Origin of the sequence: Variovorax sp. SRS16 (assembly GCF_901827165.1) — a bacterium.
In the GTDB taxonomy this organism is placed as follows: Bacteria; Pseudomonadota; Gammaproteobacteria; order Burkholderiales; family Burkholderiaceae_C; genus Variovorax.
In genome coordinates this window covers 1336011-1352082 of sequence record NZ_LR594666.1, presented here as the reverse complement: position 1 = coordinate 1352082, position 16072 = coordinate 1336011, and the positions used below count along the sequence as shown (strand labels likewise).

The following is a 16072-nucleotide window of genomic DNA, read 5'->3' as shown; positions in this document are numbered from 1 at the left end:
AGCATCGACGACGCTTGCTGAGCGAACGTGCTAACCGAACAGCTGGGCCCTCCGGGACTTGATGGCCTGTGTGCGGCCCACGCCATCCTTGGTCTTGCTTCGCACCAGATGGCGCGCAGCTTCGAGGTCATCGAGCCACGGCAGGTAGTCTTCCTCTTCGAGCGCCAGCGGCATTGCGTGCCTGGCGCCGCGCAGGAACGACTCGGGCGTCACCGTCAGAACGACAAAGGTGTCGACGGACATGCCGGTGCGGATGTCCTGCGAGGTCTCGTACAACCCGGCGACCGCGAACACGGGCCGCTCGGGCAGTGAGACCTCGACGAGCGCTTTCTTGCCGTCGGTATCCTGTCGCTCGCTCCACGAAGACATCGGAATCAGGCAGCGCCGCCAGGCGAATCCGGCCCTGAAGCTCGGCAGCTGGGTGACTTGCGTCGCGTCGGCGATGAACAGTTCGCGCTTGAAGGGCTGTGCCCGGTCGTCCCGGCCGGGGTAGTGGCGATGGAAGCCCCATCGCCTGTTTTCGATCTGCAGTGCATGGAGAGGGGCGTTTCGCACGATCGACGCCCAGGTGCTGCGCGCGCAGTCGAGGCGCGCAGCAGGGCCCTCGGGCGGCGGCGACTGCGGCACCCCGAGGCGACGCATCCCGGCATCGTGGCGCCAATGATTCAGCAGGTGGTAGCTGTCACACATGAGCGATGAGCGCGATGGGGCCGTCGTTCAAGGTCAACCCGACCCCTCGCCGAAGGCCACGGCTCTGACCGTCCTCAAAAGAATCCTGATGTCGAGCCAGAGCGACCAGCGACGAACGTATTCGACGTCCAGTGCGACGCGTTGTGCGTACGAGAGCCGATTGCGCCCGCTCACCTGCCACAGACCGGTGATGCCCGGTTTGACCGAACAGTAGTGGCCCCAGTGCTGCCCGTACAGGCTTCGCTGGCGCTCCATGCAAGGCCGGGGACCGACCAGGCTCATGTCACCTTTCAGCACGTTCCAGAGCTGGGGCAGTTCGTCGAGACTCGACTTGCGGATGAGCCGCCCCAGGAACGTGATGCGGGGGTCCGCTTCCAGCTTCTGGAAAGTGTCCCACTGCGTGCGGGCCATGTCGTTGCGGCTCAGGTATTCCTCGAGCACCCCTTCAGAGTTGCGCAACATCGACCTGAACTTGTAGAACCGGAAGCGCTTGCCGCCCTCGCCGACCCGGTTGTGCCAGAAATGCACGGGGCGGCCCATGCTCGCCTGCACCGCCACGCACAAGGCAAGGTACACCGGACTGAGCACGATCAGGAGCGCAGCCGCCCCGACGATGTCGACGCAGCGCTTGAGGCGTTTCTGCGAGCGCGTGAGAGATCGCGCGAGAGCTTCCGGTGCGGTGCTGCCATCCGAGGCCTGCCAGAGCGACCGTCGCTGCGGATCATCGGCGGTATCTGATTCGGGTCTGAACATCGAACGCTCCAATGGACAATGAGCGCTTCGCATTGGAATGCGCGTACCGATGCACTGGTTTCAGCGCCAGTCATAGTGGCCGCGCACACGGCGGCCATCGTCTTCGCGATGGGCGGGTACCCAGACCTTGTGCCTGCGGGAATGCTCTTCCATCCCATTCCGATCTCTTTGGCCACGCTCCATTTCATGGCGATCCATCTCGCGTTGCCCCCTGTCGCGTTGATCCAGCGCACGCTGCACCAAGGCTCGGTGCTCCATGTCGCGGTCTTCTCGCTGCGAATCGACGGGCTGACTTGTCGCAACGGAAGAAATGGCGCAAGTCGCAAGAACAATCAATAGCTTTTTCATCGTCGTTTCCTTTGGATGCATTGAATACGGAGAAAGCAAGTTGGACCCGTATGCGCCGCGGGCTTGTAGGCCGTCGGGCTCTTTCCTGGTCTTCTTTCGACCTGAAGAGCTTGCTTGTCCTCCAGCGTCTTGCCCGGATCATCATCAACTGGCAGTCGATGTGCGTTACCAAATCCGTCGGCGCACAGACGCTGGCTGCCATCTACCCGGGAGTCGGAACCGGCGTCGCACTTCGGGCCCGCAGCCATGATTCTTCCCTTGAATGTTCGGAAGACAAGTCTGTGAATGGAACAATTACAGCCGGCTGACTGGGAACAAAGAGAAGGCGGTGTCCTACCTCTTGGCGTCGACGGCCTGCGACTTGCTTGCCGGCGCCGGCGATTGGCACCGGCAGCTACGACCGTCACGTTTGGCAACCAACTTCACAAAGCAGATGCCGTGAGGCGCAGTGCATCTGGGATTGGCCCTGTTGCCGCGATCTGGCGTGTGATACGTCGATGAGATGCGTCGTCTCGGCAAGACGATCACATCCCCCTCGAGCACACTCGCGCCGGGATTGATCAGCCGCGCGATGCCATCATCTGATCAGGTCCGGACCCCAGTGCGATCGCAATGGCGATCAACTCCGTCCTGAACAGGTCAAAGCGTGCCGGGCAAGGTTGCCGACATGCCTTCGGCCAACGTGGGAACCGGACCGCCCTTCTTCTTCCGCATGGCCCGCGCAAACGCCACGACTTGCCACACGATCACCGCACCGATGACGGAAAGCAGGGTCGCGCTGATCGGCCGGTTGACGAAGGCGCTGAAACTGCCGCGGCTCAGGAGCATGGCACGGCGAAAGTTCTCTTCCAGCATGGGCCCGAGAATGAAGCCCAGCATGAGCGGTGCCGCTTCCATGTCGAGCCTCAGGAACAAGTAGCCGATCAGGCCGAAGACGGCCGTGGTGTAGATGTCATCCAGGCTGTTGTTGATGCTGAAGGTACCAATGCAGCAGAAGAACATGATCGCCGGGAACAGAACGACATACGGGATCTTGAACACCGACAGCCAGTAGCGCACCAGGGGCACGTTGAGCAGCACGAGAAAACAGTTGCCGACCCACATGCTGGCCACCAGACCCCAGAACAGATCGGGGTGGGTGGCGATCATGTTCGGGCCGGGCTGGATGCCCTTGACGATGAAGGCCGCCATCATCAGCGCCATGACGGCGTTCTCCGGAATGCCGATGGCCATGAGCGGGATGAAACTGGTGCGTGCCGCGGCCTCGTCGGCTGCCGCCTGACCGGCCACGCCTTCGATCGCGCCGCTGCCGATCTCGTGCTTGTGCTTGCTGAAGCGCTTGTCGGCTGCATAGGCCGCGAACTGCGCGATCGTGGGGCCGCCGCCGGGCAGGATGCCGAGGATCGAGCCGATCACGCTGCCGCGCAGGGCGCTCGGAATGATGCGCTTGAACTCGGGCCATGTCGGCATGAGCTTGATCTTCCCGTTGAAGGGCGTCAGCACGTTCTTCATGTCGAGGTTCTTCACGACCTCTGCAATACCGAAGCAACCCAGCGCAATGCTGATCAGGCCGATGCCGTCCGTCAGGAAAGGCAGGTTCATGGTGTAGCGCGCGACGCCGCTGTTGACGTCGGTGCCGACCATGCCCAGAAGAACACCCACCATTGCCATCGCCAGGCCGTTCAGCAGGCTGCCACTGCTCACGAAGCTGACGCAGAAGAACCCGAGCAGCATCAGCGAACAGTAGTCGGCCGGTCCGAACAGAAAGCCGACTTCGCCGAGCGCCGGCGCCATCGTCGACAGCACGACGATCGCGACCGTGCCGCCGATGAAGCTGGAGATGCCCGCGGTGAACAAGGCCAACCCCGTCTTGCCCTTGAGCGTCATCTGGTAGCCGTCGATGCAGGCCACGATGCTGCTCGCATGCGGGATCTTCATCGTGATGGCGCTCACGCTGTCCCCGTATTGCGCACCGTAGTAGATGCCGGCGAGCATGATGAGCGCGCCGCCCGTGGGAATCGAATAGGTCAGCGGAAGCAACAGGCTGATGGTCGACAGGGGTCCCAGGCCCGGCAGCAGTCCGACGAGCGTGCCCACCGTGCACCCGAGGGCGCAATACAGAAGATTCTGAAGCGTCAGTGCGTGCTCGAAACCGAACGCAAGGTTATGCAGGATGTCCATCAGTAGAGGGGCAAGTTGAGGCCGAGGAGGTTCTTGAACGCAAAGGCGACTGCAATCAGCCCCAACGAGGTCTTGATGTTGCGCACCACCGAATACGAAGTACCGGCGACAGTCGAGCAGAACACGAGGAAGATGATTCCGAGAATCATGTTGAGGTGCTCGGAAATGACCGCGAATCCGACAAGACTCAGCAGGATGAGAACGATGTTCTTGACGTTGTAGTCGAGCGGCACGGGTTCGACGAAGTGCGAGCGGATCACCTGGAGCAGCCCGATCACGAACAGGAATGAGCTCACCATCAATGGAAACAGACCGGGGCCGGACCGACTCAAATCGCCGATCGAGTAAGTCCTTGCAATCAGGCCGAACAGGAGTGCGATCGCCATGAGGAACAAGCCTCTGACGAAATTGCGATTGCTGAGCTTCATGCGACAACGACTCCGCAGTTCCGCCGGAAGGCTGTACATGTTGTGGGTTGGCCAGGGTTCATCCGTGTCTCCATCTTGTTGTTTTCCGCACCTTCGATTCACGCATCGATGCAGTGATTCAGGCGTTCGGATTCGACGGGATGGTAAGGATCAATGCTTCCAAAAACCTGCCATTTTTTCGACTGTCTTCCAAATACGTGTTATCACTAACAGTCAAATACGCGTTATCACCAACAACCGGATACGTGTTTTTACTAACAGCAAATGCGTACGCGGACGCGAAGTCCGGGTCGACGGCGATCAGTCTTCGGAACGCGGATACGTGAAGCTTTCCAGCATGTAGCCGAGTCCGCGCACAGTGGCAATGCGAACGTCGCCGCCGGCCAACTTGTGGCGCAGTCGGTGCACGACCTGCTCAATGGCATCGGGGCCGACATTGCTAGAGACCGGGAAGACTTTCCCCGAGAGATGCGATTTCTCGACGGGCGAATTGCTGCGTACCAGCAGGACGGAGAGTGCCGCGCTTTCGCGGCGCGTCAGCTGAAGCAATTGACCGGCCAGCGTGAAGGCTCGGCTGTCGGGGGCACATGACAACGAGCCGCACTGCAGCGCCGCGTTCCACCTCCCCCGGCTGCGCCGGACCAGTGCGGCGAGGCGAGCTTCGAGTTCTTCGACCGCGAAGGGTTTGGCCAGGAAGTCGTCGGCTCCTGCGTTCAGGCCTTTCACCCGATCCTTGACCGAGCCGTGTGCCGTCAGCACGAGAACGGGTGTCCGATTGCCTGCCTTTCGAACGTCCGCCAGCAACGTCAAACCGTGTTTGTCGGGCAGTTGAAGATCGAGAACGACGACGTCATAGTCGTTGCTGGCCAGCAATGATTCGGCAGTTCTTGCATCCGGCGCGTGATCGGGCACGAAGCCGCGTTGCTTGAAGGCGCGCACCAGCCACAAGGCCATCTCGGCCTCGTCTTCCACAAGCAATAGACGCATTCAAGACTCCTTCTATTCATTGCCGGTCCGGGCGATTGCACAAGCTGCTCGTTCCCTGCGCAGGTGGTTCAGCCCGAGAAGATCACGTCATCTCAATATCAAGGCATGCCAATTTCGCCGCGATAACTTATCTTGAGCGCAGGAGCGATTCTTCTGCGTCATGACCGATGTTCAATGTTGGCGATGAATCCAGTTCTCGTCTGACTTCGCCGACGATTGACGCCATACGGTCTTCTCGATTTCATACGGGAAGATCGATGAATGTAGCCGAGCGCTTAGATCGCTAGCTGGAGTCCCGAGTGCGCACCGATCTACAACTGTCTCGCGGATGGCGGATGGACTGTTGGGTGCCAGGACTCCGTCGGCGTCGATTTGGCAGGAAGCCAGTGATGTCTCCCCCATATCCGGTCGTTTCTCAACTGGAGTTGAGCGGCTCTCGACTGAGTGAACCGTGCGCCTGTCAAATGATCGATGAGGTGAATGCAAAGCGCCCGCGGGTACCGCACGAACTCCGCGAAAGCGGGTCGCGCAGTGCCGGCGGACAAGTTACTTTCTCATTCTTGCGCGCAGCACCCGCACGAGCCGCTCGAACGGCTGCAGCATCTCGCCTTCCGGCACGCTCGCGAAGCCGAGCACCAGGCCGCGCTCGCGCGGCGCTTGCACGAAGTAGCGCGAAAGAGCACGTGCGATCACGCCGCCTGCGAGCAACTCACGCTCGATCGCGAGATCGTCCACCGCGTCGGGCAGCGTGAGCACCACGTGCAGCCCCGCCTCGGTGTCGAGCGGATGGATCCATTCGCGGCCGAGCCAGCGCTCGACCAGGCTCACTAGCATCGAACGCCGCCCAGCATAGATCTGCCGCATGCGGCGAATATGGGCGGCGTAAGCGCCCTGCGACATGAATTCGGCGAGCGCGGCCTGCGTGAGCAGGTGGCCGCCACGATAGAACTCCGAATGCGCCACGTGAAAGCGCTCACCGAGATCGGACGGAACCACCGCATAGGCGATGCGCAGGCCCGGATAGAGTGTCTTGCTGAACGTGCCCACGTAGATCACCGGCCCGTCGGGCGCGAGTCCCTGAAGCGACGGCACGGGTCGGCCGGTAAAACGGAACTCGCTGTCGTAGTCGTCCTCGACGATCCACATGCCCTGACGCATGGCGTGATCGATCAGATCAAAGCGCCGCGCCATACTCATGATCGGCCCGAGCGGGTATTGATGCGACGGCGTGACGAACGCGAAGCGCGCATTCTCGCGGCCTTCCGCACGCGGCAATTGCATTCCCTCGACATCGACCCGCACTGGCAGCATGTGGATGCCGTTGATCGCCAGCACGCTGCGGATTCCCCAGTATCCCGGCTCCTCGACCCAGGCCGCGTCGCCCGCATCGCCGAGCAGGCGCACGACGAGATCGAGCGCCTGCTGAACCCCTTCCGTCACGATGATCTGCTGCGGCTCGCACACCACCGAGCGCGCCTGCCGCAGGTACTGCGCGATGCTCTCGCGCAGCGCGGCATGGCCGCCTCCCGTGGAATAGGTCATGAGCGACGGCGACATCGTCCTCGCCAACCGCGAGGCAATGCCCGCGAACTGGCGCTGTGGAAAGCGTGTGACGTCCGGCAGGCCCGGCATGAACGCGCCCCACTGCCTTGTCGACGCCTGGGCCTGATCGATGGCGGCGAACCCGCGCTGCGAGAGCGCAGAGCGTCGCGGCGGCACGCCGGAGACCCGGGGCGCGGGCGCGAGCGGCGCCGCATCGGGCATGCGTTCCCGCACGTAGGTGCCGCTGCCCACGACGGCGCGCAGATAGCCCTCGGCAACCAGCTGCTCGTAGACGAAGGTGGCCGTATTGCGCGAGAAGCCGAGTTCACGCGCGAGTTCGCGGGAGGCCGGCAGTCGTGACCCGGCTTCGAGACTGCCATCGTGGATGGCGCCGCGAATGCATTCGCACAGGCGCCGGTTGAGCGCGCCACGCGCCGGGGCCGTGCTCGACTGCGCAAGCCGCGCCAGCAGGAGATCACCGACGAGCGATCGCAATTGGCACCGTCCATCGAACGTGATTGGCGCTGGCCCCATGCGTCGATCGCACGTCCAATCGTCGCCATCGAACACCCCGGAGCCCTTCCCCATGTCCAGCAATCAGCAGATTCATCAACGCCGCCTCGCAGCGGCCTCGCGCGGCGTCGGCGTGATGTGCGATTTCTTTGCCGAGCGTGCCGAGAACGCCACGCTGTGGGATGTCGAGGGCCGCCGCTTCATCGACTTCGCCGGCGGCATCGCCGTGCTCAACACCGGCCACCGGCATCCGAAGGTGATCGCCGCGATCGAGCGACAGCTGCACCGCTTCACGCACACGGCCTACCAGATCGTGCCCTACGAGAGTGCGGTGTCGCTCATGGAAAGACTCAACGCCCTCGTGCCGATCGACGGCCTGGTCAAGTCGGCGCTCTTCACCACGGGTGCCGAAGCGGTGGAGAACGCCGTGAAGATCGCGCGTGCCCACACCGGCCGCTCGGCCGTGATCGCATTCAGCGCGGGCTTTCACGGCCGCACGCTGATGGGTCTCGCGCTGACCGGCAAGGTCGTTCCATACAAGAGCGGCTTCGGTCCGTTTCCGGCCGAGGTGTATCACGTGCCGTTCCCGGCCGGTCCGCAGGGCCCTTCGGTGGCAGCGAGCCTCGCGGCGCTCGAGCAGTTGTTCAAGTCGGATGTCGACCCTGCGCGCGTGGCCGCGATCGTGATCGAGCCCGTGCAGGGCGAAGGCGGCTTCAACGTCGCCCCCGCGGCGTTGCTGAGCGGCCTGCGCGAATGCTGCGATCGCCACGGGATCCTGCTGATCGCCGACGAAGTGCAGACCGGCTTCGGCCGCACAGGCCGGATGTTCGCGATGGAGCACTACCCCGTGCAGCCCGACCTCATCGCCATGGCCAAGAGCCTTGCCGGCGGCATGCCGCTGTCGGCGGTGGCCGGCAAGGCCGCGATCATGGATGCACCGGCGCCCGGCGGCCTCGGCGGCACCTACGCGGCCAATCCGCTGGCCGTGGCGGCATCGCACGCGGTACTCGACATCATCGCCGAGGAGCATCTTCTCGAACGATCGAACGTGCTGGGCGCGCGGCTGACGGCATTCCTCGAATCGCGCCGCGCGCAATGCCCGGCGCTGACGGACGTGCGGGGATTGGGCTCGATGATCGCCGCCGAGTTTGCCGATCCCGCAACGGGCCAGCCTTCGGCCGCGTTGGCCGCGCGCGTGCAGCAAGCCGCGCTCGCGCGCGGTCTGCTGCTGCTGACCTGCGGCACGGACGGCAACGTGATCCGCTTTCTGTATCCGCTCACGATCGACGACGCCCAATTCGAGGAAGCGCTCGGCCATCTTGACGCCGCACTCGCGCAAGCGGCGCAGGCCCCCATGCAGGCCGCGTGAACGCGCGCCAGCGCCCGAGACATGGGCGCTGGCGGTGCATCGCACCACAGGAAAGGTGGCGGCCTCCGCCTTTTTTGGCGTGCCGCAAAAGTCCTTGCCAAGGTGTTGGCCTTCTGACATCATTCGATTATACGAGTGTATAGAGTTTACTCGCACTCGCCCCTTCCGCCCCGCTCGCCCCAGGAGAAGAAAATGCCCGAGCCTCGCTTCGAGGTCTCCACCCAGTGGCTTCATGTCCACTTCAAGGAGCCCGTCGCTTTCGCCGAAACCTATGGATTTGCGGGCAATCAGGGGGCGGTCAACCTGGAAGGCGTTCTTCTGCGCCCACAAGGCGTGGCCTCGAAGACGCTGATCGTCTTCATGCACCCTGCCTCGACCTTGCAGCTCCTGCCCGTGCCGCGCGAGCTCGCGGCGCTCGGCATGCATGTCCTGTGCGCCGCGAGCCGCTATCCGCGCAACGACAGCGCCCTCATCATGGAGAAAGTCGCGATCGACCTCGGCGCGCACATCCGCCATGCGCGCGAGGTGCTGGGTTACCAGAAGATCGTGCTGGCGGGCTGGAGCGGCGGCGGCTCGCTCTCGCTGTTCTATCAATCGCAGGCCGAGCGGCCCGACATCACGCACACGCCGGCCGGTGATCCGGTGGACCTCGTCGGCGCGGGTCTGATTGCCGCCGATGCGGTGGTCTGCCAGGCAGCACACCTGTCGCGCGCCGTGATGCTGCGCGACATGATCGACCCGTCCGTGCGCAACGAGAACGACCCCGACGACCGCGACATCGAATTCGACCTCTACCACCCGGCCAACCCGAGCAAGCCGCCCTACGCACCGGACTATGTCGCCGAATACCGCCGGCGCCAGCTCGCGCGCATGCGCCGCATCACCGCGCAGGTGAAGCAAACGCTCGACATGCTTCGCCGGCGCGGCTCGGGCGAACTCGAACGCGGCTTCACCACGCATCGCACGCTGGCCGATCCGCGCTACCTCGATGCCGCGCTCGAACCCAATGCGAGGCGGCCGGGCTGGTGCTATCTCGGCAACCCCGAGACTGTTAACTCGGGACCCGTGGGACTGGCCCGCTTCTCCACGCTGCGCTCGTGGCTCTCGCAATGGTCGATCGACGACAGCCGCGTCGACGGCCTCGCCTGTGCCGCCCGGATCTCGGCGCCGCTGCTCGTGATCGAGAACGAAGCCGACGACTGCGTGCCTCAGCCCCACGCGCGCATGCTGTTCGACGCGGCCGGCAGCCGGGACAAGCAGTTTCAGGTGATCCGCGGCGCCACGCACTACTACGCGGGCCAGCCCGAACTGATGCTCGAGGCCGCGATGCTCACGCGCCGCTGGCTCGCCGAACGCGGCCTGCTCTCGTGATCGCAGGCGTCGCCCGTCCCTTTCCATCCGCCCATCTTCCGGAGTGCCCCCCATGAAAAAGAGACAGTTCAACAAGCTTCTGCTGACGGCCGGAGCGCTCGGCCTTGCCGACATCCCGCTCGGACTGACGCGGGCCTACGGGGCCACGCGCGGCGGCACGCTCAACGCCGTGCTGCAGCCCGAGCCTCCCACGCTCAACATCGGCGTGAACCAGCAGACGCCCACGCAGACCGTCGCGGGCAAGATTTTCCTGAGCCTGCTCACTTACGACTTCAAGCTGAAGCCCCTGCCCAGCCTCGCCAAGGCCTGGACCATATCGCCCGACGGCAAGACCTACACCTTCGCGCTCGAACGCAACGTGAAGTGGCACGACGGCAAGCCGCTCACGGCCGAGGACGTGGTCTACACCGTGACCGAATTCCTGCCCGTGACGCATCCGCGCGCCAAGGCCATCTTCGCGCGCTGCGAATCCGTGACAGCGCCGGATCCCTACACCGTGGTCTTCAAGCTCAAGGAACCGTTCGGTGCCTTCATCGGCGCGTTCGACATCTCCAACCTGCCGGTGATGCCCAAGCACATCTACGCAGGCACCGACGTGCAGAAGAATCCTGCCAATCTCAAGCCCATCGGCAGCGGCCCCTACAAGTTCAAGGAGTGGGTGCGCGGCTCGCACATCCATCTGGTTCGCAACGACGAGTACTTCAAGCCCGGCAAGCCTTACCTCGATGCGGTGATCTACCGCATCATTCCCGACGGCGCCTCGCGCGCGGTGGCGCTCGAGGAAGGCCAGGTGCAGCTCACGCAATGGACCGACCTCGAACTCTTCGATGCGCAGCGCCTCGCGAAGAACCCCAAGTTCACGATGACGACCAAGGGCTACGAATACTTCGCGCCCATCATGTACCTCGAGATGAACGTGCGCGGCGCGCCGCTCAACGACAAGCGCTTTCGCCACGCCATCTCGCACGCGATCGACCGCGAGTTCGTGCGCGACAAGATCCTCTACGGCTTCGGCAAGGTGGCCACGGGGCCGATCAGCTCCAAGACGCGCTTCTACGACGGCAATGTGCCGAGCTTCGATTTCTCGATCGCCAAGGCCACCAAGCTGCTCGACGAGATGGGCCTCAAGCCGGACGACAAGGGCGTGCGCGCGCGCCTTCGGCTGCCGGTCGCGCCCTACGGCGAGATGCCCGCGCGCGCCTGCGAATACATCCGCCAGGCGCTCTCCAAGCTGGGCATCGCCGTGACGCTGGAAACCTCGGACGCCGCGGGCTGGGCTCAGAAGATCGCGAACTGGGACTACGACCTCAATCTCACCTGGCCCTTCCAGTACGGCGACCCGGCGATCGGTGTCACGCGCAACTATGTGAGCTCGAACATCCGCAAGGTGCTGTTCTCGAACACCATCGGCTACTCCAACCCCGAGGTCGACAAGCTCGCAGACCAGGCCGCCGCCGAGATCGACGAGGGCAAGCGGCAGGCGCTCTACAGCCGCATGCAGAAGATCCTGGTGGAGGATTCGCCGATCGCGTGGCTGGTCGAAATGGAATTCCCCACCATCTACGACAAGCGATTGCAGGACCTCGTCACCACGGGCATCGGCATCCACGACAGCTTCGACGGCGTCTACTTCCAGGGATGATCGCCAGGGTGCGGCGCCAGTGCCGCATCCGCTTCGAACGATATGAATCAATCTCCCGCAGCGATCCTGGGCCCGGTTCTGGCCCGCTTCGCGAAGATGGCGGCCGTCATCGTCACGGTGGCCATCTTCAATTTCTTTCTCGTGCATGCGGCGCCCGGTGATCCCGCGCTGGTGATCGCCGGTCAGTCGGGCTCGACCGACGAGGCCTACATGGCGCGCATCCGCGCGGAGTACGGCCTGGACAAGCCGATCGCGGCCCAGCTGGCGAGCTACCTCGGCAAGGTGGCCACGCTCGATCTCGGCTATTCGTACCGCCAGCAGCGTCCGGTCACCGAAGTGATCGGGGAGCGCCTCGGGCCGACGCTGCTGTTGACCGGCACGGCCTTTCTCCTTTCGCTGATCGGCGGCATCGCGCTCGGCAGCCTGGCCGGCGTGCGCGCCGGAAAGCTCTCCGACACGCTGATCACCATCGTCTCGCTGGTGGTCTATGCCACACCGGTGTTCTGGCTCGGGATCATCCTCGTGCTGCTGTTCTCGGTACGCCTCGAGTGGCTGCCCGCCTTCGGCTACCAGACCGTGGGCGCGAGCCTGCATGGCATGGCGCTCTGGCTCGATCGAGCGAAGTACCTCGTGATGCCGGCGACGACGCTCGGCCTGCTCTACCTCGCCATCTACGCGCGGCTCATGCGCGCCTCGATCATCGAGGTGAGCCACCAGGACTTCGTGAAGACCGCGCGCGCGAAGGGCGCGAGCCGGCATCGCGTGCTCTGGCGGCACATGCTGCGCAACGCGATGCTGCCCGTCCTCACGATGGCGGGGGTGCAGGCCGGCACGCTGATCGGCGGCTCGGTGGTGATCGAAACCGTGTTCGCCTGGCCGGGCCTGGGCCGCCTCACCTACGAGGCGGTGCTGCAGCGCGACTACCAGCTGCTGCTGGGCATCTTCCTCGTGATGTCGATCGTCGTTTCCGTCTTCAATCTCGTGACGGACCTTCTCTACCGCGTGGTCGATCCCCGCATCCGCAGCGTCTAGGGACCATGAAGCGCCTCCTTTCCGCATTCATCCGCCGGCCCTCCGGCGTCATCGGGCTCGTGATCCTGGTCACGGTGCTCGGCGCCGCGCTGCTCGCGCCCTGGCTCTATCCGGGCAGTCCGTGGGACACGGTGGCCACGCCCTTCTCGCCGCCGGGCGCCGAAGGCATGCTCATGGGCAGCGACAGCCTCGGTCGCGACGTGGCCGCGGGCATCGTGCACGGCGCGAAGGTGTCGCTGATGATCGGTGTCGCCTCGACCTTCGTGGCGCTCGTCATCGGCGTCCTGGTGGGTGCGATCGCGGGCTACGCCGGCGGCCGCGTCTCCAGCGCGCTCATGGGCTTCACGGAACTCTTCCAGGCAGTGCCGGCCTTCGTGCTCGCGATCCTCTTCGTCGCCATCCTCACGCCTTCGGTCACGACCATCACCGTCGCGATCGCGATCGTGAGCTGGCCGCAGGTGGCGCGGCTCACGCGCGGGGAGTTCCTCTCGATCAAGGAGCGCGAGTACGTGCAGGCCGCCCGCTGCGCGGGCGAGGGGCCGGTCTCGATCGTCTGGCGCCATATCCTGCCCAATGCGCTGTCGCCCATCATCGTCACCGGCTCCCTCTCCATCGCAACCGCGATCCTGATCGAGAGCGCGCTGAGCTTCATGGGCCTGGGCGACCCCAACCTGATCAGCTGGGGCTACATGGTGGGTACGGCGCGCACCATGATCCGGCAGGCCTGGTGGATGAGCTTCTTCCCCGGCATGGCCATCCTGCTGACCGTGCTGGCGATCAATCTGGTCGGCGAAGCCCTCAATGATGTCCTCAATCCCCGCGTGAGCCGCCAATGAGCACTGCCGCCCCCCTTTTGCAGGTGCGCAAGCTGCGCATCGCGCTGCCCCGTTCCGGCGACCGCGCGCTGGCCGTCGACGGCCTCGACTTCGAGCTGCGCGACAACGAGATCGTCTGCCTCGTCGGTGAATCGGGCTCCGGCAAGTCGATGACGGCGCATGCCATCCTGGGCCTGCTGCCGCCGCGCGTGAGCATCGACCCGGCGAGCGAGATCGTTTGCGACGGCACGAATCTCGCGCACCTGTCCGAGGCCGAAATGCGCCCGTTTCGCGGCAGCCGCATCGGCATGGTGTTCCAGGAGCCGATGAGCGCGCTCAACCCGCTGCAGCGCGTCGGCGCTCAGGTGCGGGAAGCGCTGGTGCTGCATGGCCAGGCGCACGACGAGGCCGCGCTGCGCCAGCGCGTGATCACGATGCTCGCCGCCGTCGGGCTACCCGACCCCGGGCGCACCTACCGCGCCTACCCTTTCGAACTCTCGGGCGGACAGCGCCAGCGCGTCATGATCGCGATGGCACTCATCAACGAGCCGCGCGTGCTGCTCGCCGACGAGCCGACGACGGCGCTCGACGTCACCACGCAAAAGCAGATCCTCGACCTGATCCGCCAGCTGCAGGCCGAACGCCACATGGGCGTGCTCTTCATCACGCACGACATCGGCGTGGTTGCCGACATCGCCGACCGGGTGATCGTGATGCGCCATGGCTGCGCCGTGGAGGCGGGCACGCGCGACGAGGTGCTGCTGCGGCCCCGGCATGCCTACACGCGCGCGCTGATCGATGCGCTGCCGGGCCGCCGGCCTGCCGCGCGCAGCGATGCCGGCACGCGCACGGACACGCTGTTGCGCATCCGGCAGCTGTCGAAGCGCTTCGCGAGCGGCGGCGGCCTTTTCGCGCCGGCGCGCGAGGTGACGGCCGCGCGCGCGATCGACCTCGATATCTTCGCCGGCGAAACAGTGGCGATCGTCGGCGAGTCGGGTTCAGGCAAGTCCACGCTGGGCCGCATGGTCATGCGGCTCATCGAGCCCGACAGCGGGCAGATCGAGTTCGAAGGGCGCGACATCCTGCGCCTGGCCGGCCGCGAGCTCACGTCATTCCGGCGCCATGTCCAGATGATCTTCCAGGATCCATTCGCCTCCCTCAATCCGCGCATGCGCGCGGGCGAGGCGATCGCGCGCGGTCCGATCCGGCACGGCGAGGCGCCCGCTGCGGCGCGCGCACGGGCGCGCGCACTGCTCGAACGCGTGGGCCTCGGCGCCAGCGCGGCCGATCGCTTTCCGCACGAGTTCTCCGGCGGCCAGCGCCAGCGCATCTCGATCGCGCGTGCGATCGCACTCGAGCCGCGCCTCCTGATTGCCGACGAGGCGGTGTCGGCGCTCGACATGTCGATCCAGTCGCAGATCCTGCAGCTGCTGGCCGAACTCCGGCGCGAATTCCATCTGACGCTGCTGTTCATCACGCACGACCTGCGCGTCGCGGGCGAGATCGCCGACCGCGTGGTGGTGATGCGCCGCGGCGAGGTGGTCGAGGTCGGCACGCCCGACGAGGTGCTGGGCACGCCCCGGCACGACTACACGCGCCAGCTCGTGGCGGCCGTGGCGGGTGCGGATTTTCTCGGCACGCTCGGCGACGACGCATCGCCGCTGAGAGCCCGCGCATGACCCTCCCGATCGATACCGAGGACGAGATGCGCGAGGAGCTCGCCACGCTCTACCGCCTGATCGCGCATTTCCGCATGACCGACCTGATCGACACGCACATCAGCGCGCGCGTGCCGCACACCGAGCATTTCCTCATCAACGAATACGGCTGCCTCTTTCACGAGATCAGGCCCGACCAGCTCGTGAAGATCGACCGCAACGGCGACATCGTCGACCGCGAGCGCGAGGGCCGCAAGCGCGTCAACCGCGCGGGCTTCGTCATCCACTCGGCTGTGCACATGGCGCGCGAGGACGTGGCCTGCGTGGCGCACACGCACACGGCGGACGGCATCGCGGTGGCGTGCCAGGAGGCCGGGCTGCTGCCGATCTCGCAGCATGCGCTCAGGTTCCATGGTCGGCTGAGCTACCACGACTACGAAGGTATCGCGGTCGACCTCGACGAGCGGGAACGCCTGATCCGCGACCTCGGCCGCAACGAGGCGATGATCCTGCGCAACCACGGTTTGCTCGCCATCGGGCGATCGGTGGCCGCGGCCTTCGCCAACATTTATTTTCTCGAACGCGCCTGCCAGGTGCAGACCAAGGCACAGGCCGGCACCGGGCCGCTGCGCATGCCTTCGGCCGAGGTGATGGCGCGCACGGCCGCCCAGTTCGACCCCGACCAGAGCGACTGGCACAGCCAGCTCTTCTGGGCGTCGGCGCGCCGGCTCGTCGTCTGAAGG

Annotated in this window: 14 protein-coding genes; 7 read left to right on the top strand and 7 right to left on the bottom strand. The window is 65.1% G+C overall.

The features are described 5' to 3' along the window. Nucleotides 1–30: 30 nt before the first annotated feature. From E5P2_RS06550 to pdxR, 7 genes are all read right to left on the bottom strand, one after another. A complete protein-coding gene (locus E5P2_RS06550; RefSeq protein ID WP_232080596.1) occupies nt 31–642 on the bottom strand; it encodes an SOS response-associated peptidase family protein in 612 nt (203 codons plus the stop codon). An 81-nt stretch (nt 643–723) separates the two neighbouring features. Continuing rightward, complete coding sequence (locus E5P2_RS06545) at nt 724–1443, bottom strand: sugar transferase (RefSeq protein WP_162566333.1); 720 nt, start codon at nt 1441–1443, stop codon at nt 724–726. A gap of 60 nt (nt 1444–1503) precedes the next feature. Beyond that, entirely contained in the window at nt 1504–1791 is a 288-nt protein-coding gene (locus tag E5P2_RS37660; RefSeq protein WP_232080595.1) for a hypothetical protein, read from the bottom strand. Nucleotides 1792–2430: 639 nt separating this feature from the next. Next, nucleotides 2431–3972: a tripartite tricarboxylate transporter permease gene (locus E5P2_RS06530; protein ID WP_162566330.1), complete on the bottom strand. Its 1542-nt coding sequence runs from the start codon at nt 3970–3972 to the stop codon at nt 2431–2433. Further along, entirely contained in the window at nt 3972–4400 is a 429-nt protein-coding gene (locus E5P2_RS06525; protein WP_332107537.1) for a tripartite tricarboxylate transporter TctB family protein, read from the bottom strand. The genes E5P2_RS06530 and E5P2_RS06525 overlap by 1 nt, the downstream gene beginning before the upstream one ends. Nucleotides 4401–4700: 300 nt before the next feature. Further along, nucleotides 4701–5387 carry a response regulator gene (locus E5P2_RS06520; RefSeq protein ID WP_162566328.1) on the bottom strand — a complete coding sequence of 229 codons (687 nt, stop codon included), beginning with the start codon at nt 5385–5387 and terminating at the stop codon, nt 4701–4703. A 546-nt stretch (nt 5388–5933) separates the two neighbouring features. Then, nucleotides 5934–7424 carry a MocR-like pyridoxine biosynthesis transcription factor PdxR gene (gene pdxR, locus E5P2_RS06515; protein ID WP_162566327.1) on the bottom strand — a complete coding sequence of 497 codons (1491 nt, stop codon included), beginning with the start codon at nt 7422–7424 and terminating at the stop codon, nt 5934–5936. 91 nt (nt 7425–7515) lie between these two features. Here pdxR and gabT point away from each other — a divergent pair, with 91 nt between their 5' ends. From gabT to E5P2_RS06480, 7 genes are all read left to right on the top strand, one after another. Continuing rightward, nucleotides 7516–8811 carry a 4-aminobutyrate--2-oxoglutarate transaminase gene (gene gabT, locus E5P2_RS06510; protein WP_162566326.1) on the top strand — a complete coding sequence of 432 codons (1296 nt, stop codon included), beginning with the start codon at nt 7516–7518 and terminating at the stop codon, nt 8809–8811. 192 nt (nt 8812–9003) lie between these two features. Beyond that, the gene (locus tag E5P2_RS06505) at nt 9004–10182 is read left to right on the top strand and encodes an alpha/beta hydrolase family protein (protein WP_162566325.1); all 1179 of its coding nucleotides are present in this window, start codon (nt 9004–9006) and stop codon (nt 10180–10182) included. Nucleotides 10183–10234: 52 nt separating this feature from the next. Further along, nucleotides 10235–11824, top strand: a complete 1590-nt coding sequence (locus E5P2_RS06500; protein WP_162566324.1) for an ABC transporter substrate-binding protein — start codon at nt 10235–10237, stop codon at nt 11822–11824. Nucleotides 11825–11866: 42 nt separating this feature from the next. Then, nucleotides 11867–12856, top strand: a complete 990-nt coding sequence (locus tag E5P2_RS06495; RefSeq protein WP_162566323.1) for an ABC transporter permease — start codon at nt 11867–11869, stop codon at nt 12854–12856. A 5-nt stretch (nt 12857–12861) separates the two neighbouring features. Then, the gene (locus E5P2_RS06490) at nt 12862–13692 is read left to right on the top strand and encodes an ABC transporter permease (protein WP_162566322.1); all 831 of its coding nucleotides are present in this window, start codon (nt 12862–12864) and stop codon (nt 13690–13692) included. Then, nucleotides 13689–15350, top strand: a complete 1662-nt coding sequence (locus E5P2_RS06485; protein ID WP_162566321.1) for a dipeptide ABC transporter ATP-binding protein — start codon at nt 13689–13691, stop codon at nt 15348–15350. The genes E5P2_RS06490 and E5P2_RS06485 overlap by 4 nt, the downstream gene beginning before the upstream one ends. After that, entirely contained in the window at nt 15347–16069 is a 723-nt protein-coding gene (locus E5P2_RS06480; RefSeq protein ID WP_162566320.1) for a class II aldolase/adducin family protein, read from the top strand. The genes E5P2_RS06485 and E5P2_RS06480 overlap by 4 nt, the downstream gene beginning before the upstream one ends. The last annotated feature ends 3 nt before the right edge of the window (nt 16070–16072 follow it).